Raw genomic sequence first — 20,954 nt, forward strand, 5'->3', positions numbered from 1 at the left:
TTTAGTTATGCGACTCATTAGAGTGAAAAATCCGCCAGACGCTCGTTGTTAGCAAGCTCCTCGCCTCGAATCGTTTCCTGACACTCATCAATTTGCTGCAGCCAAGCTTGCTCATCCCACAGCTCAAATTTGTTTAACTGTCCCACCAGCATGATGCGCTTATCTAAATTGGCATATTGCCTTAGCGGTGGCGGCAGTAATATGCGCCCGTTGCCATCGAGTTCAACCTCATGGGCATAGCCCAACAGCATGCGCTTAAGGGAACGTTGGGTTTTATCTGTATCCGATAGCTTGAGTAACTTTGCTTCGATCAGTTCCCACTCGTGGATGGGATAAAGGAGTAAACACGCAGATTGAATATCAACCGTGATAACGATGCGGCCTTGATGCTCTAGCTGCAAAGGTTCGCGGTATCGCGCTGGAATCGCGATCCGTCCCTTTGTATCTAAGTTGATAGCACTGGCTCCACGAAACACGCTAATTCATCCCATCCTTTGCTTTTTTGATCCACAAATATCCACTATTTCCCACAATTGCTAAGTTTAGGGATAGTCGGCAAGCATTGTCAAGGGATGCGATCCTTTTATAAAGCCAGTCGGCAAGCGGGTTAGCAGCATGTTGGCGCTATAACTTAGCGACAAAGTTTTGACAAAAAGATCAACTTAAAATCAGCTAAACGATGGAAACCATAGGAATATAAAGCGGACAAAAAAACAGCAGCCTTTTGCATTCAGGCAGTTGCACTGAAATTTGAGCTATAACGAATCGGCAAATGTGGGATTTTCCCCGTAGGTAAATCACGCTAGGCTCACAAAGCGCAACAAAATAAGCCCAAAGCTAACCTTTTTGCGATCCTGTATGACATCAACCATCAGCATAAATAGCTGAAATTTTATTTTTTATTGCAGATTTATTCTGTAATCAGATGATAATTTTTATTTCACGATTGCGAGGAAGATCAAAACTTACATGCGAATAATTCAAAATAAGTGACCCATGACAGCAACTCAAATCCGCATCTACCACAAATGGTTCGCACTACTGACCGTACTGCAATTGCTGAGTAGAATAAACTTACCGCGACTGAGCGGCACAGGAAACACAGGGAATTAGCCTGAGTTACCAGCACAAGACAATTATATAAAAACAAGCCATTAGCTAAGATTTGTCATCGATTCAGGTCCAACGTAGATCTGTAGGCGAATGTCGCACATCGACATCAAACGGCGTATAGTCTAAAAATTAGGCAACTCCGGCCGATAACGAGTTAAGAGGTAATAAACCAAGGAATCGCTATGAGTGGATTGGACTGTCTTTACGCTATGCTGGCACAACCTGTGAAACCTGTATTGACCCCTAAACGGGTCGTCGATCAGGTTAGCGGGACGACCGCCAATGCGCCCGATAGCCATGAAACACCACAGTCGCAATTACCACCGACCTTCGAGGCTAACGTCAGGGAAAGACGCAAAAACGACAATGCCAACCGCAATAAAAAACGCCGCGCAGCGGACAAACAAGATTTAAAAGAAGGAAAGGTACTCGAAGTCACAGACGATACCGCTGAAATGGCAAGACCACCCAGCAAACATATTATTGATATTGAAGTGTAATGAACTGTCTTCGACATCTCCAAGGGCGTATCCTCAAGATGCGCCCTTGTAATGTTAATCTGCGAGCAAATCCACCACTGCCAATCTGTTAAGAACGGGTTCTTGCTACTGCATCTTGCCAACCAGCGTATAGCTGCTGCCGATAATCAGCATTGATGCTTGGTTTAAAGTGCGTATCGATACAAGCTTTATGTTCAAGCTCAGTTACCGAGTTCCAAAATCCAACGGCCAGCCCGGCTAAAAAGGCAGCGCCAAGTGCTGTGGTCTCGCATACACTGGGCCTTAATACTTCAACATCGGTAATATCTGCTTGAAATTGCATCAAAAAATCATTCGCCACTGCGCCACCATCCACTTTCAAACGCTTAAGGCTGACGCCACTGTCTTTGATCATGGCATCTAACAAGTCTTTACTTTGATAAGCTATCGATTCCAACGCAGCGCGGATAATATGATTACGGTTGGCGCCACGGGTTAGGCCAAACAATGCGCCACGGGCATTGGGGTCCCAATAGGGCGCGCCGAGCCCTACAAAAGCGGGGACTAAATACACGCCATTGGTATCCGCCACTTTGGAGGCAAAATATTCGGTATCACTGGCATCGCGAATAAGCCCCAACTCGTCCCGTAACCATTGAATAGTTGCGCCGCCCATAAAGACAGAGCCTTCGAGGGCATAATTCACTTCGCCTTGAGCGCCAACCGCCACCGTCGTTAATAAACCATGGGATGAGCGCACAGCTTTGCTTCCAGTGTTCATCAGCAGAAAGCAGCCCGTACCATAGGTGTTTTTGGCCATTCCCTGCTCAACACAGAGTTGGCCAAAGAGCGCCGCCTGTTGATCGCCCGCAATCCCCGCCAGTGGAATTTCACTGCCCTCACCAGCGATGCGTGTGGTGCCATAAACACTGCAGGAAGGTTTTACTTCAGGCAACATGGCGGCAGGAATATCGAGCGCCTCAAGTAGCTTGCTATCCCAACTCAAGCTATGGATGTTAAACAGCAACGTGCGAGCGGCATTGGTGGGATCGGTCACATGCACTTTGCCTTCCGTGAGTTTCCACAGTAGCCAAGTGTCGACCGTGCCGAATAACAGTTCACCTCGTTTGGCCTTAGCACGTGCATCCGGCACATTATCTAAGATCCATTTGATCTTAGTGCCTGAAAAATAAGGGTCGAGTAAAAGGCCGGTATTCTGCCGCACATAATCCTCTAAGCCCTGCGCCTTAAGTTGCTCACAGATCTCAGCGCTACGGCGACACTGCCACACAATGGCATTGTAAACGGGTTTGCCGGTCGCCTTTTCCCAAATAATGGTGGTTTCCCGCTGATTAGTAATGCCAATCGCCGCCACTGCATCACTGTGAATCCCCGCTCGGGCCAGCGACTCAATCAGCACTGAACTTTGGCTCGCCCAAATCTCCATTGGATCGTGTTCAACCCAGCCAGGATTGGGATAAAGCTGAGTAAACTCCCGCTGGGAGACGCTGACAATATTGGCATCGTGGTCAAACACAATCGCCCTTGAGCTGGTTGTACCTTGATCTAGGGCCACCACATATTTCTTTTGCACTGTTATTTCCTTCCATTACACCAAGCAGAAATCAGAGAAGCGATGCAAGACATTCCACTCGGGATTTATCATGGGATTGAATATATTCGTAATAATCCCGCTTGACCAGCGCTCTATAAATCAGAGCACCATCCCAACTAATTGATAAAAAGCATTGTGATTGGATTGCAAAAAATGACATTCCTTCTACGCTTAAATCATTAGAAAAATCTAATTAACCATATTTAGATAACACAAAGACCAAGGTAGGTTGTTTGTTAACAATATCCATTCGAAGGAGTAGATAATGAAAAAAATCATTGTGATTGGGGCGGGATTAGGTGGCGTATCAGTGGCATTTGAACTCAAACAACGATTACCCTCCGATTGTGAAATCGGCGTGATAAGTGAGGGCACTGATTTTCAATTTGTGCCTTCTAATCCTTGGGTCGCCCTCGGTGAACGTACACGTGAAGACATTAGCCTACCCATTGGGACTTACTTGGCTAAACGCAAAATAAGTTATTCGGGTGAAGGTGTTACCCATATAGACCCACTCAACAAAAAGCTCACCTTAGGGGATGGTACAACAAATAATTACGACTATTTAGTCATCTGCACAGGCCCTAAACTCGCCTTTGAAAACGTCCCAGGTTCGGGCCCTGAAGGGTTTACTCAATCTATTTGTACCATTGATCACGCCGAAAAAGCCTATGAATGCTTTCAACAACTGCTCGCAAAACCCGGCCCAGTGGTAGTAGGCGCATTGCAAGGTGCAAGTTGTTTTGGTCCAGCCTATGAGTATGTGTTATCCCTAGAAAGCTTATTACGTAAACATAAAGTTCGTCAGCATATCCCTATTACCTTTGTGACCAGTGAGCCCTATGTGGGTCATATGGGGCTCGGTGGCGTTGGGGACTCTAAGTCACTTATGGAGCACGAATTTAGAGAACGTAGCATCAAGTGGATTTGCAATGCTAAAACAACCCACTTTGAATCAGGTATAGCTTATGTTGACGAATTAGATCGAAAGGGCGAAGTAGAATTCCAACATACCTTACCCTTCTCATTGGCGATGTTTTTACCGCCCTTCAAGGGCAGTGCTGCCATTGCAGCGGTACCTGAGCTATGTAACGAGAAAGGCTTTGTTCTCACCGACACCTTCCAACGATCACCACGTTACCCAGAAATCTATGCCGCTGGAGTTTGTGTCGCGGTGCCACCACTGGAAAACCCCCAGTACCGATTGGCGTACCCAAAACAGGTTTTATGATTGAATCGATGACGACTGCAATTGTGGATAACATCCTTGCCAACCTAAAAGGAGAGCCACCACAAACCCATCCAACACTCAACGCCATTTGTTTAGCTGATATGGGAGATAAAGGCGCCGCTTTTGTGGCTCTGCCGCAAAATCCACCCCGTAATGCTAACTGGACGTCCATGGGTAAATGGGTGCATGTGGCCAAAATTGCCTTTGAGAAATACTTTCTTTACAAAGTCCGCAACGGCACCAGCGAGCCTATTTACGAAAAATACGTGCTCGGAAGTTTAGGGATCCATCGAACACATGGCCCAAAAGATACTGAGTAGCCCCCTAACGCTTAGAGACAAAAAAGCCCTGAGGATTCAGAGCTTTTTTGTAGAAGGCTAACACCTAAAAACGGTAACTTGCCTGCACACCAAATAGTAAAATATTGCCACTGGTAGTACCGCTAAAGGTCCCACCAAATAATGCTGCTGAATTATCTGAATCAATCCCTGGACGTGGCTCGACCACTGGCGATTCATCGGCAATGATATAAGTCACACCGAAATCCAAATCCAGTTGTTTGCTAAACTGATATCCGTAACCCGCACTTAACCACACGCGATTCATTTCTGGGATCGTTAACGTACGGTTAGCATCAGATACCGCAGACATGTCATAGGCAACACCTGCACGAAGGCTTGATTGATCATCTAAGCGATAAGTCGCGCCCAAAGCAAAACGATAGCTATCTTCCCAATTCTCTTGCTTCACTAATTGAGTTGGTACTTTTAATGAAGGGATCACGGCTTCCAATTTTTCAAATGAGCTCCAGTCAGTCCAGTTAACACTCGCATGCACAGCAAGTTGCGGCGTTAATTGATGAAATGAAGCCAGTTCAACTGTCGCAGGCAGGCTAAGCTCCATAGAGCCAGCAAGCTTCTGATTTGGTGCTAACGGATTAAAAGCTAGGCCATTTGCCTCACCCTCAAGACGCTGATCCACAGCAGAACGATAGTTTAACCCAATGCGGTGATCAGCATTAATCTGCCAAGCGCCACCTAATTGCCAACCCCAAGAAATATCATCCCCTTCCATATACTTAAGAGTCGTGCCCTTAGGAACAGGTAGATTACCAATCGGTGTAGGTAAAACTGCATCAGCCGAACTCTTAGCACCGATACTACCTTCACCCAGTACAAGGCGAACACCACCGCCGACACTCAATTGCTCATTGATACGATAGGCAACATTGGGATTGATCTCAATCGCCTTGATAGACGCCTCGTTACCAAATTGTGAGCCAAGAAAATCATCGTCTAACTCAGTCGCCATACCAAAGTTAGTGCCTAAAGCTACCCCGATGAACCACTGTTGATTAAGCTGATGGCTCACATAAAAATTAGGAATAACAGCATTGCCAGCCATGTCCTTCGCCGCAGTAGCTTGGGTCACGTTACCAACAGTAACCTCACCTTCAACGTCAATATTAGGCATAACCAAAATAGCGCCAGTGGTCATTTGCGTGCCAGTGAGATAAGTCAACATAGCAGGATTACGGAATTGAGCTGAGGCATTGTCCGCCATAGCGGCTTCACCCGCGAAGGCACGGCCTAAACCGGTAGCGGAGTATTCGGCAAGTTGGAAACCAGCGGCATGGACTTGAGTCGTTGTGCTTAATAGGGCTGCAGTCACAGCCAAAGTCAGAAGACGTTTTTGCATCATTATTCTCGAAAAATATTATTGTTATCTTGTGCCATTTACTGGATCACAATGGCGCTCACACAAAATAGAGCAAACACTCCATATTGAATGCACGGCAGTTTACTGATACAGAAGATGTTTGCAACAAGTGGAGGTAAAACAGATAAAAAAACTGGATATGATAGATGGTTCAATATTTTTAGTGACGAAAATCACTTTTAAAACATAAGAAGTTAAGCCAAATCAGAGAAAACACTTGCTGAAGCCCTTTAAAAATCAGTAAGAGCAATCAATAAAACACTTTAAAAACAAAACAATAAACACACAAAAACCAATAAACACCTGTAAGCTGTCTTTATATCAAAATTTCAGCACAAATCACTACCAATTATCAAACCTAATATTGTAAACATAAAAAAACTATTTAAAACCAATAAATACAATAAATTAAAGTTACAGCATTTAAGTTAAAATAACAAAAACGCCTAGTTTTCGAACTAGGCGTTTAAGATTAACATCTATTAAGGTACAAGTGTTCGCCGAATAGCTCAGCGTCGCCAACTTGGGATCTGTGACTCGTACTCACTAATTTGCGCCCCGTGAGATAAGGTCAAGCCTATAGCGTCTAGACCATTCAGCAATTTGTGGCGCGCTGACTCCGCCAGACTAAAGCTAAACTGAGCACCAGAAGGTGATGTCACCTGACAAGTGGTTAAATCGACGGTGATTTGTGCGCCTTCTTCGCTCGCCACCTCATCCATTAACTGACGCACTTCATTCGCGCTCAGCTTTACTGGCAATAAACCGTTATTGATTGAGTTACCATAAAAAATATCAGCAAAACTGGGGGCGATAATGGCGCGCAGGCCAAAATCAGCCAATGCCCACGGGGCGTGTTCACGGCTAGAGCCACAGCCAAAGTTTTCCTGCGCCAGCAGAATCGAAGCACCGTTATAGCGAGGTTTGTTTAGGGTGAACTCAGGGTTTGGCACATCTCCCGCATCATCGAGATAACGCCAATCGTGAAATAAGTGCACGCCGAATCCATCGCGGGTCACCTTAGATAAAAATTGTTTCGGAATAATCTGATCCGTATCGATATTCGCACTATCGATCATCACCGCAAGCCCGGTATGGCAAGTAAAAGGTTGCATTAACTTCTCCTATTGGGATGACGGTTAGTAAGGTTTACGGATATCGACAAAATGCCCAGCAATTGCAGCAGCTGCCGCCATCGCCGGACTCACCAAGTGCGTGCGACTACCACGACCTTGGCGACCTTCAAAGTTACGGTTGCTGGTCGATGCGCAGCGATCACCCGCTTCTAATCTGTCATCGTTCATCGCCAAACACATAGAACAGCCCGGTAAACGCCATTCAAATCCGGCCTCGATAAAGATTTTATCTAAGCCTTCCGCCTCGGCCTGTGCCTTCACTTGGCCAGAACCCGGTACTACGATTGCCGTAACGCCCGCAGCCACTTTACGCCCTTTGGCATGCTTCGCCGCGCTGCGTAAATCTTCAATCCGCGAGTTAGTGCAAGAACCGATAAAGACTTTATTAATCGCGACTTCTGTCATCGGCGTGCCTGCGGTTAAGCCGATATAATCCAGCGCTTTTTCCATGCTAGAGCGAATCGTTGGATTGACTTCATCGGCAGGATTCGGCACAGGAGCGTCAATGGCAACGACTTGCCCAGGATTTGTGCCCCACGTTAGCTGCGGCGCGATATCAGCCGCATCCAACACTACAGTGGCATCAAACTCAGCGCCAACATCGGTTTTGAGTGTTTTCCATTCAGCGACAGCTTGCGCCCAATCTTCGCCCTTGGGTGCAAATTCACGGCCCTCAAGGTAATCGAAGGTGGTTTGGTCCGGCGCGACCATGCCCGCCTTAGCACCCATTTCAATCGCCATATTGCAGACGGTCATGCGTCCTTCCATCGACAGGGCTTCAATCGCCTCGCCGCAAAACTCCACCACATAACCCGTGCCGCCGTCCATGCCAATCTTACCGATAATCGCCAGTACGATATCTTTAGCGGTCACACCATCCGTCACTTGGCCGCGGACTTCGATTTTCATCGTTTTGGCTTTTAATTGGCGCAAAGTTTGGGTTGCCAATACATGCTCAACCTCAGATGTGCCAATACCGAAGGCCAGAGCGCCAAAGGCGCCGTGGGTCGCGGTGTGAGAATCACCACAAACAATCACAGTACCGGGCAAGGTAATGCCAAGCTCAGGCCCCATCACATGCACAATTCCTTGATTCGGATGGTGAATATCATATAAGAGCACGCCAAAATCTTTGCAATTTTGCGCTAGCGTTTCCACCTGAATGCGCGCCATTGGGCTTAAGGCGTCTAAACTGGCGCTGCGGGTCGAGGTGTTGTGATCCATGGTGGCAAAGGTTTTTTCGGGCGCACGTAACTGACGACCCGCGACTTTTAAGCCGCTAAAGGCTTGGGGAGAAGTCACTTCATGGACTAAGTGCCTATCAACATAAATGATGGGCGCTTCACCTTCTGGTGTAGCCACTATGTGGGCATCCCAGACTTTTTGATATAAGGTTTTTGGGGCGATTGTTTTTGAAGGAACTGTCATCACACACCTGCCTTGACTGCATCGGCGATAAAGTCGCCCATTTGCACGGTTGTTTTTGCTTTGTGTCTTTGATCACTACTTAATAGCTCACCGGTTAAGTAGCCAGAATTCAGCGCCTTAGTTACAGCGCGCTCAATCGCACTCGCCGCTTCTTCTTGCTTTAAGCTGTGGCGTAGCATCAATGCGGCAGACAAAATTTGTGCAATCGGGTTAGCAATACCCTTTCCGGCGATATCCGGTGCACTGCCACCAGCGGGTTCAAACAAACCAAAGCCAGTGCTATTCATGCTCGCCGAAGACAGTAAGCCCATAGAACCAGTCAGCATGGCGATTTCGTCCGATAGAATGTCGCCAAACAAGTTAGAACACAGCATGACGTCAAACTCATCGGGGCGACGCAGCAACTGCATGGTCGCGTTGTCGATATAGATGTGCTCCAGTTCAACGTCGGGGAAATCCACCGCCACTTCTTCGACCACTTGACGCCACAATACCGAGCAAGCCAAGACGTTTGCCTTGTCGACCGAAGTGACTTTTTTACGCCGACCACGGGCGGCTTCAAAGGCGATGCGGGCGATACGGCTAATTTCACGGCGGCTATAACGCATGGTATCGAAGGCTTCTTCGCTCTCACCTTCACCTTGGCGGCCTTTAGGCTTTCCAAAGTAAATCCCGCCGGTTAACTCACGCACACACAAGACATCGAAACCCCGAGCAGAAATATCACTGCGTAGCGGCGACATATGCTCTAATCCATCATGCAATTTAGCGGGACGTAGGTTACAAAACAGCTCGAAGTGACCCCGTAGAGGCAGCAGTGCACCGCGCTCAGGCTGCTCATTGGGCGGCAGTTTTTCCCATTTGGGACCACCGACTGAACCAAATAAAATGGCGTCGGCCGCCTCACAACCTTTAAGCGTTGCCTCGGGTAATGGACAACCATGATTGTCGATAGCGATACCGCCGACATCATATTCAGTGTATTCAATATTAAGGCCAAAACGCGCCTCAACCGCCTTTAACACCTTACGCGCCTCGGCCATCACTTCAGGCCCAATACCATCACCCGCTAATACTGCAATTTGATAACTCATACGCCCGCCCACTCCTTTAATGTGAATGCTTTATTCTCGATACTGCTTAGGCTATACGCCGCCCAGCTCTCTGTTTTTATGCATATTCTGTTTGTAATCTGCGACCTTATCGGCACGGCAAGTCAGGTTCATCACATGCACTAATGCACGCGCTGACGCTTCAACCACATCGGTGGCTAAACCCACACCGTGGAAATTTTGTTCATGGTAAACCGCAGTAATATCGACTTGGCCGAGCGCATCTTGCCCTACGCCTTTCGCACCTAATTTGTAGCTGATGATATCGATACGGCGATCAGTGGCACGGGCGATAGCATTATAGGCAGCATCGACAGGACCATTGCCTGTAGCGGCCTCGGTTTTAATCTCACCACCCACCTCGATGCGCACAGTGGCCGTGGCCACGCCTTCGGTCGAGTCGGACTGCACGACTAACTGCCGTAATTGATAGAAGTTATCTTCCGCGGCTTGCGCCTCTATAAAAGCTAAGGCTTCTAAGTCGTAATCGAAGACTTGACCCTTTTTATCCGCCAAATGTAAAAACTGTTCGTACAGGGCATCCAAGTTGTAATCCTGCGAGCTATAGCCCATTTCCTCCATGCGATGCTTAATCACATGGCGGCCTGAGCGCGAGGTCATATTCAGGTTGTTACGGTTTAAGCCGATGCTCTCTGGCGTCATAATTTCATAAGTGTTTTGCGCTTTTAACATGCCATCTTGGTGAATGCCCGAAGAGTGGGTAAAGGCATTCGCGCCCACAATCGCCTTATTCGACTGGATCGGCATATTGCATAATTGGCTGACTAAATTTGAGGTGCGGTGAATTTCCTTCGCATTTATCCCCGTTTCAAACCCTAACAAATTCTTGCGGGTGGCTAAGATCATGGCGATTTCTTCTAAGGAGCAGTTACCCGCACGCTCACCAATACCATTCATGGTACATTCGATTTGGCGCGCGCCATGCTGCACAGCAGTAATCGAGTTCGCGACCGATAAACCTAAGTCATCGTGACAGTGAACAGAGATAATTGCCTGATCGATATTCGGTACGCGATTAAACAAAGTTTGAATAATGCTGCCAAACTCGCTTGGCACCGTGTAGCCCACTGTATCGGGAATATTGATAGTACGCGCGCCAGCATGAATAGCCGCTTCCACCATGCGACACAAATTATCAATCGGCGTACGCCCTGCATCTTCACAAGAGAATTCAACATCATCGGTAAAGCGACGGGCATATTTCACCGCACCGACCGCCATTTCCAACACTTGCTCGAATGAACGTTTTAATTTGCTCTCCACATGGATGGTCGAGGTGGAGATAAAGGTGTGAATACGGAACTGTTCAGCCACCGATAACGCTTGAGCGGCGGCATCGATATCTTTTTCCAAGGCGCGGGATAAGGCGCACACTCGGCTATTTTTAATGGTGCGAGCAATGGTTTGCACCGACTCAAAATCACCGGGGGAAGATACGGGAAATCCCACTTCCATGACGTCAACACCAAGACGTTCCAGCGCCATGGCGATCTGTAACTTTTCTTTGACTGACAAGCTAGCGGCTAATGCCTGCTCGCCATCACGTAAGGTGGTATCAAATATAATTACTCTGTTAGACATCTCGCTTCTCCATGGAACATCACCGTTCATTATTGAACTTTTGCTGTATTCAGATACAAAAAACCCCGCAACATTAGTGCGGGGTTTATGAGTGTTTTGCCTATCTATCGAGCGAGCAACACTAAGACCTCCGCGTTTTTGGCGCGAGAGAGAGAAGGAGGAGGTCGAGTTTGCTGCTAATTCTATTCATTTAATCTAAATATTTATTCTGTTGATTGAATATCTAACGGGGTTAATATTTAACTCGCTTGACTAAATGTGTCAACCACAATTTTTTTCATGTTCCCCAAAATATCTGCCGCGAAACGGCAAAAAACTGAATTTTTACCTAAAGCCATTTTTGTTAATTCCTTGCTATCAAAGAAAAATAAATTAAATGTCACCATTCAAATTTTTAACAAAGAAATCATTTTTTATGCAAAAATAGCGTGAGACACGTTATAATCCTCGCCCGAGGCCACGGATAGAAGAATCAATGCACGGTATGGAGCAAAAAATGGATTTTCGCGCCTTAGCGCTGAGCCTATTACTATGGCTTGTCCCATTATGGGCCTGTGCTAATGACCAGCTCGATAAACTGACACAACAAGTTTATCAGTATCCAACCAAAGCTTTGGCACAAATCACCGAATTAGAAAAGCAGCAACAAACTGATAATACTAGCAATATTGATAAGCTTCGCCTGAGCATATTGAAGTGTCAAAACCTGTTGCAACTCGGCGAGAACGAAGCTGCGATTAACCTAGCGCAAATGGGTGAAGCCCATGCGAAACAGCTTAAGTTAGATCAAGCACGCCCCTATTTTTTCAATTGTCAGGCCGATGCTTATCTTAATTACGACAACATTCAAGACGCATTGCCCCTATTAGACTCTGCAATCACCCTTGCTCGACGCTATCAACAACCTCAAGCCCTTATCGATGCGCTCCGTTTAAGAGGGCAACTGGATACCAATACGGATAATTTTTCCTCCGCGATTGAGGATTTACGCATCGCTATCGATATCTATCCCGATATTCATACTCAAACGCAAAACTGGATATGGCCGCCAGAGGCTGTAGGATCCCCTCATAATTCATAGCCCCAACAACCATGAGTTAATGAGAGTTGGGCTAGTTTCTTCGCAGCACAAAGCAAATCATCTGCTGATATGGGGTAGTCATGCCGTCGCCGCAGCAGTTCTTTGCCCATCCTGATTGTTGATAGCACATTCCTTTTCTTTACCGTGTTGGCTTGGAAGTGCCGCTGTAATTGCTGTGTTTCTCCGTATAATCCTACCCACCAAAATGCCAGTTGTACCAATAATGCTATCAATAGCAGTATGTCCATCCTCGCCGCATAACGTGTTCTGCTATGACGTAAACCAAAGCCATAAGCGGGGCTTTTTAAATCTCTAAAGGTTTCTTCTATTTGCATCCGTTTTTGGTAAATATTAACCAGTTTTTGAGGCGACATGGCTTCTATGGTCAAGTTGGTCACCAGTGCCCAAGGCTCTTTGGCGGTCAGTTCATACGTCCATTGCGCCGTATGGTGACAGTCTGTTGTCGTACTTCGCTGACCTTTTCTGCCTTTACTTGGAGCCCTGAACAATACCATCTCGCATAACAAGGGTTTCTTTACCGATAACGCCACTCGCCCAACATGTTTTGCGCGACGACTGGCTTTGGGATAAAGCGCTTTTAGCGAAAATTGGCGACCGAAGGGGTGCAGCCGATAGACACTTAATCCTCTGACACGACCCAGCCAATACCAACCGAGCTGCTCGACTTTTCGAAACCATGGATTACGGAAGCCCGCGTCAGTGACTATCAGCGGGGTAATATTGTCAGGTAACACTTTATGGAGTTCATTCAGAAACTGATTATGGGCAGTTTGTGTGCCTTGTAGTACTAACGGAAATGTTCGCTCGTAGAGCGTGATAGAGCGGCCCTTAATCGCAATAGAGGCGCGTAGTGCAATCAGTTCACGACCTTCACGCATATCAGACCAATCCACCAGTATGGTCGGCATCGTATGTGCTGTTAGCAGCCACTTTGCATGCCACTGATAAACAGCCAGTCTTTCATGGTGAAGGTGCGGGTTGCCCAATAATCTATCCATGCGTTTTATTGAGTGTTTAGTATGAGTGCTGGTGCCATCAATGTGCCGCCCTAAATGCGTGAGGGTGAGACAATCCGCGTTGATGAGGGCTTTGCAGGCGACCATGAGTGTATTCAGTCGCTTTTGATGGATTTCTGGACAATGTTGATAGAGAGATTGATGTAAGATAGTTAACACTTGCACCTTGATGCCCTGTGATTGATGTTTGTTCGCACTTCCATCTGATCACACTTCAAGGTGCAAGTTCACTCTAATTTAATGATTTATCTGAAAATCATCAGGGGATTCTTCAGCGCCAGAGGCCTATGTCTATGCTGCAATGGGGAGTTTGTTGTATGCCACCCAAGATTTACCCCAAGCGATGTATTACACCAAGCTTGCACTGAACAGCGCTGATGCCAAAGGAAAAGTACAGCACGTGTTACTGCTAAACGCCGCACGTATTGCCCTGGATAATGGAGAGCGTGAATACAGCGATCAATTAGAAAAACAGACCAAAACTCTGCTGCCAGAAATTGGCTCCCCGCTCGAACTCGCCTATAGTTATGCGATTTTAGCTTCTATTGCGCTTGATAAAGGCAAAATCGACACAGCCGAAGAATATATCTCCATTGCAATGAACACCTTTAAGCAACAAAACCAACGGGTTGCAGTGATGCGTTCAACCCGTTTACTCGCTCAAATTCGATTTGCCCAGCACAGGGATGAAGCGGCTCTTACGCTCATGCATTCCGCCATTGAACAGGGCGAAGCCCTCAAGCAATATACTGATCTAAAAGGATTCTATGGTATTTTGAGTGATTATTATCAGGCCCAGGATAGCTATAAACTCGCCTACGAGTTTTTACAAAAACGCTTCGATGCGGCAGAACTTGCTAACGAGTCCATGAATCACACCCGAATTTTGCAGTTTAAAGCCAGATTAAATCAGCAAGGATTGTCCCAACTCAGCGTGGATGCTCCACAGAGCAATCCTAGTTTGTTAGATGAACTGAATGTAGACTGGGCCTTTAGCATCTTGCTTTTAATGACAATGACACTATTAGGTGGCGCGATTTGGTACTTTATCGATAAGCAAAGTAAGCGAGCCCCCTCTCCCGACACCAAGCCCCATCGCCTTCCTCCCCTTCAACAGCTTGAGCTCACCCTACATAGTGCCAAACAGGGCGATTATCCGCTGACATTATTACTTTTTAATGCCAGTCAAATTCGCCAAGTTGATCTGCCAACCTTGCTTGATAAGTTACAAGATAAACTCCGTGAGCAAGACATACTATTACGGTATTCGATGGATGACATTGTGATCGTGCTACCTTACACCTCGGCCGTCGGCGCGCAACGGGTGGTTAGCCAATTAACGCCCACGATTCAAACATGGCAAGGTACAAACAAGGTCAATATTGGGATTGCAGTAATGCAACACTTTGATACTCTTGACTCTTTGGTGAAACGAGCGAGCATCAATCAATTAAGTAAACTCAAGGTCAGCGACGCCCCAAACGACTACTCACCCGCTAAATAAGCCGCGATTTCATCGAGAAACTCGCCGCCAAATCGACTGAGTTTACGCTCTCCCACGCCGTTAACGGCAAGCATTTCTCCAGGGCTTGTCGGCATCATGGCAGCCATTTCCGCTAAGGTCGCATCGTTAAATACCAGATAAGGCGGTACGTCTTGCTCTTCGGCAATCTCACGGCGCAGTGTTTTAAGGCGTGCGAATAACTTGCGATCATAGTTAAGCGGCACTCTCGATTGGGTCGTTTTACGCTTTATGCTGGTAAGTTGAATACGCGGCTCCGCCAACATCAGCGCGACCTCGCCTTTTAAAATTGGCCTTGCGGAGGGGTTTAAGGTGATAGATGAGCCTCGAGTAATATCTTGACTTGCCAGGCCCAAATGGATCAGTTGGCGAATAACGCTCAGCCAATATTCATGGCTCTTATCTTTACCAATTCCCCAAGTGCTGAGCTTATCGTGGCCGCGGTCAACAATTGCAGCGCCCTTTGAGCCTCGCAATACTTCGATTAAATGATTAATGCCAAAGCGTTGTCCGAGTCGATAAATACAAGAAAGTACCTTTTGCGCATCCTCGCTACCGTTATAGCGCTTAGGTGGATCAAGGCAAATATCGCAGTTACCGCAGGGCTCTAACGCACTTTCATCAAAATAATGCAGCAGCACTTGGCGCCGACAGGTTTGCGCCTCGGCAAAAGCGGCCATGGTATTGAGTTTATGGAATTCAACTTGTTGCTGCGGCCCAGGTTCAGACTGTTCTATCAGATGGCGCACTCGACCAATATCGGCAGGATCGAACAACATAAAGGCTTCCGCCTCGAGTCCATCACGTCCTGCGCGGCCAGTTTCTTGGTAATAGGCCTCGATACTCTTAGGGATATCGTAATGCACCACAAAGCGCACGTTCGATTTATTGATCCCCATGCCAAAGGCGACGGTCGCAACCACGATATCTATTTGATCTTTAAGAAAGCTATCTTGCACTTCGCCACGTTCTTCTGGCGTCATTCCCGCATGGTAAGCCTTAGCATGAAACCCCTGTAGCGTGAGCCTCTCAGCGACTTCATCAACCCGGCGGCGACTGCTGCAGTAAATAATGCCGCTACTGCCATTTTGTTGCAGCAAAAACTGCCGTAATTGATTAGCTGCATTGAGTTTTTCAGCCACTGTATAACGGATATTAGGCCGATCGAAACTTGATAATAACTTGAAGGGATTGATGCCTAAACGTTCACAAATATTCTGCCGCGTTGCCTGATCTGCAGTGGCTGTCAGCGCCATCATTGGCACATGGGGAAACAGTTGTTTTAACTGGCCGAGCGCGGCATATTCGGGCCGAAAATCATGCCCCCACTGGCTGATACAGTGCGCCTCATCAATAGCAAACATAGACAGCGGCAGAGACTGCATTCGCTCAATAAAATCTGCCGTGAGTAAGCGCTCGGGGGACACATAAAGCAATTTTAGCTCGCCGAGATGCAACTGCCGAAGCACTTCTAAACTCAGCTCTCTTGGCTGTGAGGAGTTTAAATAGGCGGCATTCACACCTGTCTGCAATAGACTATCAACCTGATCTTTCATCAATGAAATCAGTGGCGAAACCACGATAGTGATGCCATGCATCATCAGCGCTGGCAACTGGTAACACAGGCTCTTACCGCCACCGGTAGGCATGATCACTAGGCAATCCTCACCACGACATACCCGCTCGATGACTTCGCGCTGACCGTCCCTAAAGTCACGGTAGCCAAACACCTGCGCGAGGCGCTCTGAAAGCGGATCATCATGCGTGTTGAGTAACTGAGTTTCCATGGATCTTCTAGCTAAAATGTAAGGGCGCCTATTCTAAAGGACAGAATCGCTCCTGTCTTGCGCCATCTTGTCGTAAACCCATTCTGGCTGAAATAGCACCGGCTAGAAGCCCTCGTCCGCAACCTTAATCAATATGGCTTAAGTTGCATTCTGTGCACGCTTCACTGTAGATTAATTACTCTAGTCGGGCGCACATTCAAAGCGTCCCCACTCATATTCTAAGAAGCCGAATAACAACAAGGACGAATAACATGAGCAACCCCATTCAAGCCGAAGTACTCAAGCGCGTTGCTGAAGTATTTGATCAGCATGTGCCTTTTCATAATTTATTGGGTCTGGACATCAAACGCTACGATATCGATGGGGTTGAAGTGGCGATTAATATGAAGCCAGAACTCATAGGCAATATTCACCAGCAAATTCTCCACGGCGGCGTAACTGCGACAGTGCTCGATGTCGTGGGTGGACTCACGGCCTTTGCGGGCCTCGTTGCCAGCCGTGATGATTGGACAATTGAAGAATTACAACAACGGCTGCAAACCTTAGGCACCATCGATATGCGAGTCGATTATCTCAGACCTGGACGCGGACAGATTTTTACTGGCACTGGCAGTGTGATCCGAGCCGGTAATCGTGTCTCGGTTTGCCGAATGGAGTTACACAATGAACAAGGAACCCATATTGCCTTCGGCACAGGCACTTATATGGTTGGCTAATCAGTTGCCTCGGACTTGTCTTCGGAAATACATTACCGTATTCATCTTCGATAAACTGGAGGAAAAAACTTTGATTATTCAGTTGTTTTCCTCTTAGTTATTTTTAAATTCCCGTCGTTTGAGACATCCTGTAACGAAAAAGGAGGCTGCACACACCTTGAGTCGAGCAGCGTACACTCCTACAATCGCCGTCCTGTAATCTATCGAAGATGTCTCATGCCTGATACTGAATACCGCAAAGGGATCCTGCTCGCCGTCAGTGCTTACTGTATGTGGGGATTTGCGCCCTTATATTTCAAACTGCTTCATCATGTTTCTGCGACCGAAATTTTATTGCATCGGGTGATCTGGTCATTTGTATTTATGGTGATCATCATGATGTTTATTGGCGGTTTTGGCAAACTGCGCCAACTGTTTAAACAACCAAAACAACTGATTGTACTGACTATCACCTCTCTGCTAATTGCTGGTAACTGGCTGCTGTTCATTTGGGCTGTCAATAATGATCATATGCTCGATGCTAGCTTAGGCTACTTTATTAACCCATTGCTCAATGTGTTGCTGGGCATGCTGTTTTTAGGGGAAAGATTACGTAAGCTGCAGTGGTTTGCCGTTGCGCTAGCCAGTGCAGGCGTGCTAATTCAGTTGATTTCATTTGGCTCAATTCCCATTGTCTCCCTCGCGTTAGCTGGCACCTTCGGGCTATATGCGCTACTGCGAAAAAAGGTCAATGTGGATGCGAAATCAGGGCTGTTAGTGGAAACCGCTATTCTGCTACCGGTCGCATTAGTGTATCTCGTCGCAACCCTAGATAGCGCCACAGCCAATATGCTCACCAACGATTGGCACCTTAACTTATTGTTGATGGCCGCAGGAATTGTCACCACCATTCCACTGTTGTGTTTTGCGGGCGCTGCTGTGCGCATTCCATTGTCTATGCTAGGTTTTTTCCAATATATCGGCCCGAGTATTATGTTTATTCTCGCGGTAACCTTGTTCAATGAACCCTTTGATGCCGAGAAAAGCATCACCTTCGGCTTTATCTGGAGCGCACTGCTGGTGTTCACCTTCGATATGGCCTATAAACGCAAAACGTCGTAAACATTATCACGCCGATAAAACAGTTACAGAAGTGATGGCATAATCACTTCTGTAACTGTGCTAAAAATTCAATCCCTTGCGGCACTGTCAGTAATAAACTGTAGCCTTTAGTCGTTGGTACTAACACTAATTGTGACTGATCTGTTATTGCCAAAAATGCTCTACCTTTTCCCTGCAAATTAAACCAGCCCAATTGAAACCCTGGCATGCCTATGCCATTCGTTTTAAAGCTCGGCGTTAAATGCGCCTCTTGCCGCAAATCGACTATGCGCGCCTCGGCGGGCAATATATCCGAGCGGGATAATTGCACTTTATAGAAAGGCACATCCAATGTGAGCTCTGTATCGGTTAACACTAACTGAGCGTGACTCGATTGATAGAAGACCCAAGAAAACCCTCCTAACATAGTCAGCAATAATCCCAGACTGGCAAACTTGGTTACTATAGGCATCTGCTTTAGCCATAGCATGAACAGCAGACCGCTCAAGCCTAAGAGTAAGATAATAAAGCTTAAAATAGAGGTTTGAGCTAAAGGTGCCAGCTCGAAAATTTGAGGGGTCATGGCAGCATCTCCTATGCAGTAAAGCCTTAACCTGCCAATAAAGACATATTATGTCAACAAAAATGCCAGCACTCGGCTGGCATTAATAAAGTTGCACTTTAAGCTTATAGATCAAGGGCGAGAATTTTGGAGCGGCGCTGATAGTTATACAGCTGCTTTTTCTTCTGCGGCAATGCATCCACATCTTCAATCACAAAGCCATGCTCTAAAAACCAGTGAATGCTGCGGGTTGTTAATGCAAACAACCGTGAATAACCACGGCTGCGGGCCTGACCAATAATATTCTTCAGCAGCAAGCTCCCCCTGTCGGCATCGCGATAATCTGGATGCACCACAAGGCAAGCAAACTCCCCGGCATTATCTTCTTCGAACGGATACAAAGCCGCACAGCCAATCACTAAGCCATCACGCTCAATCAGCATAAACTGCTCAATTTCGATCTCGAGCTGCTCACGACTACGGCGCACCAAAATGCCCTGCTCCTCTAACGGACGGATCAGATTGAGAATACCGCCAATATCGCTAATCGATGCACGGCGTAAACGTTCAGCACTCTCGGTCACGATCTGCGTACCAATCCCCTCGCGGGAAAACAGTTCCTGCAGCAAAGCGCCGTCGTCGAGATAGCTAACCAAATGGCAGCGGGGCACGCCATTGCGGCAAGCATCAATACTGGCCTTGAGGAAGGCCATAGTGCCAATACAGGCTGAACCCTGCTCTGCGAGCTTATTAAGAATCTTTTGCGCATCATTTGGCATTAACTCGGCAATCACATCTCCATTGCGATCGAGAATGCCATTTTGCGAACTAAAACCAATCATCTTGTCTGCTTTAAGTTTTATCGCTACCTGAGTAGCAATTTCTTCAGCGGTAAGATTAAAACTTTCACCAGTAACGGATGCCGCAATCGGCCCCATCAATACGATACAGTGATTATCGAGCTGACGCTTAAGCCCCTGCGCATCAATCCGGCGCACCTTGCCGCTTAAACAAAAATCCACGCCATTATCGACCCCTAAGGGCTGGGCAATGACAAAGTTACCGCTGACTAAGTTGATTTGTGCGCCTTGCATGGGCGTATTGCTTAAGCTCATGGATAAACGCGCCGTAATATCAAACTGCAATGCACCCGCCACTTGCTTAATCACTTTTAGCGAGTCTTCATCGGTGATACGTACACCATCATGGTAGGCGGGTTCAATCCCATTAGCGGCTAACGCTGCATCGATTTGCGGCCTCGCACCATACACCAACACCACTTTAATGCCTAAACTGTGCAACAACGCCACGTCATTCAGAATGCCGCGAAATTGATTTTGTGCCAAAGCTTCTCCACCCAGCATCACCACAAAGGTTTTCCCTCTATGGGCATTGACGTAAGGGGCGGAATGACGAAATCCATCAACCAGTTCAGTGGTACGCACGCGTTGTTTACACCTCATATTGAAGCTGGCAACCCCACAATGGCTTACCAGGAGTGAATAACGAAAACCCGCGTATAGTATTGCATTTTAATTCACCAATAAAGAATTTATTCTCATTAAAATGCAGTTTTAATACAATAAAGTGCTTATATTTTCAAAAAATTGCACTTTTGATAAAAATTCACATTTTTTTAACTGTGGGCAATTAAGCAATGCTGATTCAGTGTCGGATAGATTTATCTCAACTTGATGACTAAAGGCGGAAAAAGACCAAAAAAAAGCCCCTTAG

The 20,954-nt window shown here is 46.9% G+C and carries 16 protein-coding genes and 2 pseudogenes; 7 read left to right on the plus strand and 11 right to left on the minus strand.

Translation table 11 applies throughout. From position 1 onward, the window contains the following. Nucleotides 1-17: 17 nt before the first annotated feature. Nucleotides 18-476 carry a division/cell wall cluster transcriptional repressor MraZ gene (gene mraZ / locus SO_RS19605; RefSeq protein ID WP_011073909.1) on the minus strand — a complete coding sequence of 153 codons (459 nt, stop codon included), beginning with the start codon at nucleotides 474-476 and terminating at the stop codon, nucleotides 18-20. A gap of 819 nt (nucleotides 477-1,295) precedes the next feature. On the opposite strand from mraZ, the gene SO_RS19610 reads away from it, so the two are divergent. Then, on the plus strand, nucleotides 1,296-1,613 hold the full coding sequence (locus SO_RS19610; RefSeq protein ID WP_011073910.1) for a hypothetical protein: 318 nt from the start codon (nucleotides 1,296-1,298) through the stop codon (nucleotides 1,611-1,613). 88 nt (nucleotides 1,614-1,701) lie between these two features. Here SO_RS19610 and glpK read toward each other — a convergent pair whose 3' ends face one another. After that, entirely contained in the window at nucleotides 1,702-3,186 is a 1,485-nt protein-coding gene (glpK, locus tag SO_RS19615) for a glycerol kinase GlpK (RefSeq protein WP_011073911.1), read from the minus strand. 286 nt (nucleotides 3,187-3,472) lie between these two features. Here glpK and SO_RS19620 point away from each other — a divergent pair, with 286 nt between their 5' ends. Then, nucleotides 3,473-4,438, plus strand: coding sequence for an NAD(P)/FAD-dependent oxidoreductase (locus SO_RS19620; protein WP_238560510.1), 966 nt, complete (start codon nucleotides 3,473-3,475; stop codon nucleotides 4,436-4,438). 8 nt (nucleotides 4,439-4,446) lie between these two features. After that, nucleotides 4,447-4,758: a hypothetical protein gene (locus tag SO_RS23285; protein ID WP_238560511.1), complete on the plus strand. Its 312-nt coding sequence runs from the start codon at nucleotides 4,447-4,449 to the stop codon at nucleotides 4,756-4,758. Nucleotides 4,759-4,822: 64 nt separating this feature from the next. Here the strand turns inward: SO_RS23285 and SO_RS19625 are convergent, their stop codons facing one another. The 5 genes from SO_RS19625 to leuA form a co-directional block, all read right to left on the minus strand. Further along, nucleotides 4,823-6,136 (minus strand): outer membrane protein transport protein, encoded by a 1,314-nt coding sequence (locus tag SO_RS19625; RefSeq protein WP_011073912.1) that lies wholly within the window; start codon nucleotides 6,134-6,136, stop codon nucleotides 4,823-4,825. Nucleotides 6,137-6,666: 530 nt separating this feature from the next. Continuing rightward, nucleotides 6,667-7,272, minus strand: a complete 606-nt coding sequence (gene leuD / locus SO_RS19630; protein WP_011073913.1) for a 3-isopropylmalate dehydratase small subunit — start codon at nucleotides 7,270-7,272, stop codon at nucleotides 6,667-6,669. A 24-nt stretch (nucleotides 7,273-7,296) separates the two neighbouring features. Further along, nucleotides 7,297-8,721: a 3-isopropylmalate dehydratase large subunit gene (gene leuC, locus SO_RS19635; RefSeq protein ID WP_011073914.1), complete on the minus strand. Its 1,425-nt coding sequence runs from the start codon at nucleotides 8,719-8,721 to the stop codon at nucleotides 7,297-7,299. Continuing rightward, the gene (gene leuB / locus SO_RS19640) at nucleotides 8,721-9,815 is read right to left on the minus strand and encodes a 3-isopropylmalate dehydrogenase (protein WP_011073915.1); all 1,095 of its coding nucleotides are present in this window, start codon (nucleotides 9,813-9,815) and stop codon (nucleotides 8,721-8,723) included. The genes leuC and leuB overlap by 1 nt, the downstream gene beginning before the upstream one ends. A gap of 51 nt (nucleotides 9,816-9,866) precedes the next feature. Continuing rightward, nucleotides 9,867-11,435 carry a 2-isopropylmalate synthase gene (gene leuA, locus SO_RS19645; RefSeq protein WP_011073916.1) on the minus strand — a complete coding sequence of 523 codons (1,569 nt, stop codon included), beginning with the start codon at nucleotides 11,433-11,435 and terminating at the stop codon, nucleotides 9,867-9,869. Nucleotides 11,436-11,931: 496 nt separating this feature from the next. Here leuA and SO_RS19650 point away from each other — a divergent pair. Next, nucleotides 11,932-12,492 (plus strand): annotated as a pseudogene (locus SO_RS19650) (hypothetical protein); the annotation flags it as partial. An 11-nt stretch (nucleotides 12,493-12,503) separates the two neighbouring features. On the opposite strand, the gene SO_RS19655 reads toward SO_RS19650, so the two are convergent. Then, nucleotides 12,504-13,718 carry an IS4-like element ISSod3 family transposase gene (locus SO_RS19655; RefSeq protein ID WP_011070548.1) on the minus strand — a complete coding sequence of 405 codons (1,215 nt, stop codon included), beginning with the start codon at nucleotides 13,716-13,718 and terminating at the stop codon, nucleotides 12,504-12,506. 112 nt (nucleotides 13,719-13,830) lie between these two features. On the opposite strand from SO_RS19655, the pseudogene SO_RS19660 reads away from it, so the two are divergent. Continuing rightward, nucleotides 13,831-15,057, plus strand: a pseudogene (locus SO_RS19660) (diguanylate cyclase domain-containing protein); the annotation flags it as partial. Here SO_RS19660 and recQ read toward each other — a convergent pair. Further along, nucleotides 15,039-16,862 carry a DNA helicase RecQ gene (recQ, locus tag SO_RS19665; protein WP_011073918.1) on the minus strand — a complete coding sequence of 608 codons (1,824 nt, stop codon included), beginning with the start codon at nucleotides 16,860-16,862 and terminating at the stop codon, nucleotides 15,039-15,041. The pseudogene SO_RS19660 and the gene recQ sit on opposite strands and share 19 nt — an antisense overlap. 251 nt (nucleotides 16,863-17,113) lie before the next feature. Here recQ and SO_RS19670 point away from each other — a divergent pair, with 251 nt between their 5' ends. Together SO_RS19670 and rarD are read left to right on the plus strand one after the other, a co-directional pair. Next, nucleotides 17,114-17,578, plus strand: coding sequence for a thioesterase family protein (locus SO_RS19670; RefSeq protein ID WP_011073919.1), 465 nt, complete (start codon nucleotides 17,114-17,116; stop codon nucleotides 17,576-17,578). A gap of 216 nt (nucleotides 17,579-17,794) precedes the next feature. Next, a complete protein-coding gene (gene rarD, locus SO_RS19675) occupies nucleotides 17,795-18,679 on the plus strand; it encodes an EamA family transporter RarD (RefSeq protein ID WP_011073920.1) in 885 nt (294 codons plus the stop codon). A gap of 43 nt (nucleotides 18,680-18,722) precedes the next feature. Here the strand turns inward: rarD and SO_RS19680 are convergent, their stop codons facing one another. After that, the gene (locus tag SO_RS19680; protein WP_011073921.1) at nucleotides 18,723-19,241 is read right to left on the minus strand and encodes a PH domain-containing protein; all 519 of its coding nucleotides are present in this window, start codon (nucleotides 19,239-19,241) and stop codon (nucleotides 18,723-18,725) included. A 104-nt stretch (nucleotides 19,242-19,345) separates the two neighbouring features. After that, the gene (gene argA, locus SO_RS19685) at nucleotides 19,346-20,665 is read right to left on the minus strand and encodes an amino-acid N-acetyltransferase (protein WP_164925787.1); all 1,320 of its coding nucleotides are present in this window, start codon (nucleotides 20,663-20,665) and stop codon (nucleotides 19,346-19,348) included. Between the last annotated feature and the right edge of the window lie 289 nt (nucleotides 20,666-20,954).

This window comes from Shewanella oneidensis MR-1 (assembly GCF_000146165.2).
GTDB lineage: Bacteria > Pseudomonadota > Gammaproteobacteria > Enterobacterales > Shewanellaceae > Shewanella > Shewanella oneidensis.

Coding starts and splice junctions, on each gene's coding strand:
- leuB (WP_011073915.1), bottom strand. CDS start 9,815: ATGAGTTATCAAATTGCAGTATTAGCGGGTGATGGTATTGGGCCTGAA.
- SO_RS19625 (WP_011073912.1), bottom strand. CDS start 6,136: ATGCAAAAACGTCTTCTGACTTTGGCTGTGACTGCAGCCCTATTAAGC.
- recQ (WP_011073918.1), bottom strand. CDS start 16,862: ATGGAAACTCAGTTACTCAACACGCATGATGATCCGCTTTCAGAGCGC.
- SO_RS19610 (WP_011073910.1), top strand. CDS start 1,296: ATGAGTGGATTGGACTGTCTTTACGCTATGCTGGCACAACCTGTGAAA.
- leuD (WP_011073913.1), bottom strand. CDS start 7,272: ATGCAACCTTTTACTTGCCATACCGGGCTTGCGGTGATGATCGATAGT.
- SO_RS19680 (WP_011073921.1), bottom strand. CDS start 19,241: ATGACCCCTCAAATTTTCGAGCTGGCACCTTTAGCTCAAACCTCTATT.
- leuA (WP_011073916.1), bottom strand. CDS start 11,435: ATGTCTAACAGAGTAATTATATTTGATACCACCTTACGTGATGGCGAG.
- SO_RS19620 (WP_238560510.1), top strand. CDS start 3,473: ATGAAAAAAATCATTGTGATTGGGGCGGGATTAGGTGGCGTATCAGTG.
- rarD (WP_011073920.1), top strand. CDS start 17,795: ATGCCTGATACTGAATACCGCAAAGGGATCCTGCTCGCCGTCAGTGCT.
- SO_RS19670 (WP_011073919.1), top strand. CDS start 17,114: ATGAGCAACCCCATTCAAGCCGAAGTACTCAAGCGCGTTGCTGAAGTA.
- SO_RS23285 (WP_238560511.1), top strand. CDS start 4,447: ATGACGACTGCAATTGTGGATAACATCCTTGCCAACCTAAAAGGAGAG.
- leuC (WP_011073914.1), bottom strand. CDS start 8,721: ATGACAGTTCCTTCAAAAACAATCGCCCCAAAAACCTTATATCAAAAA.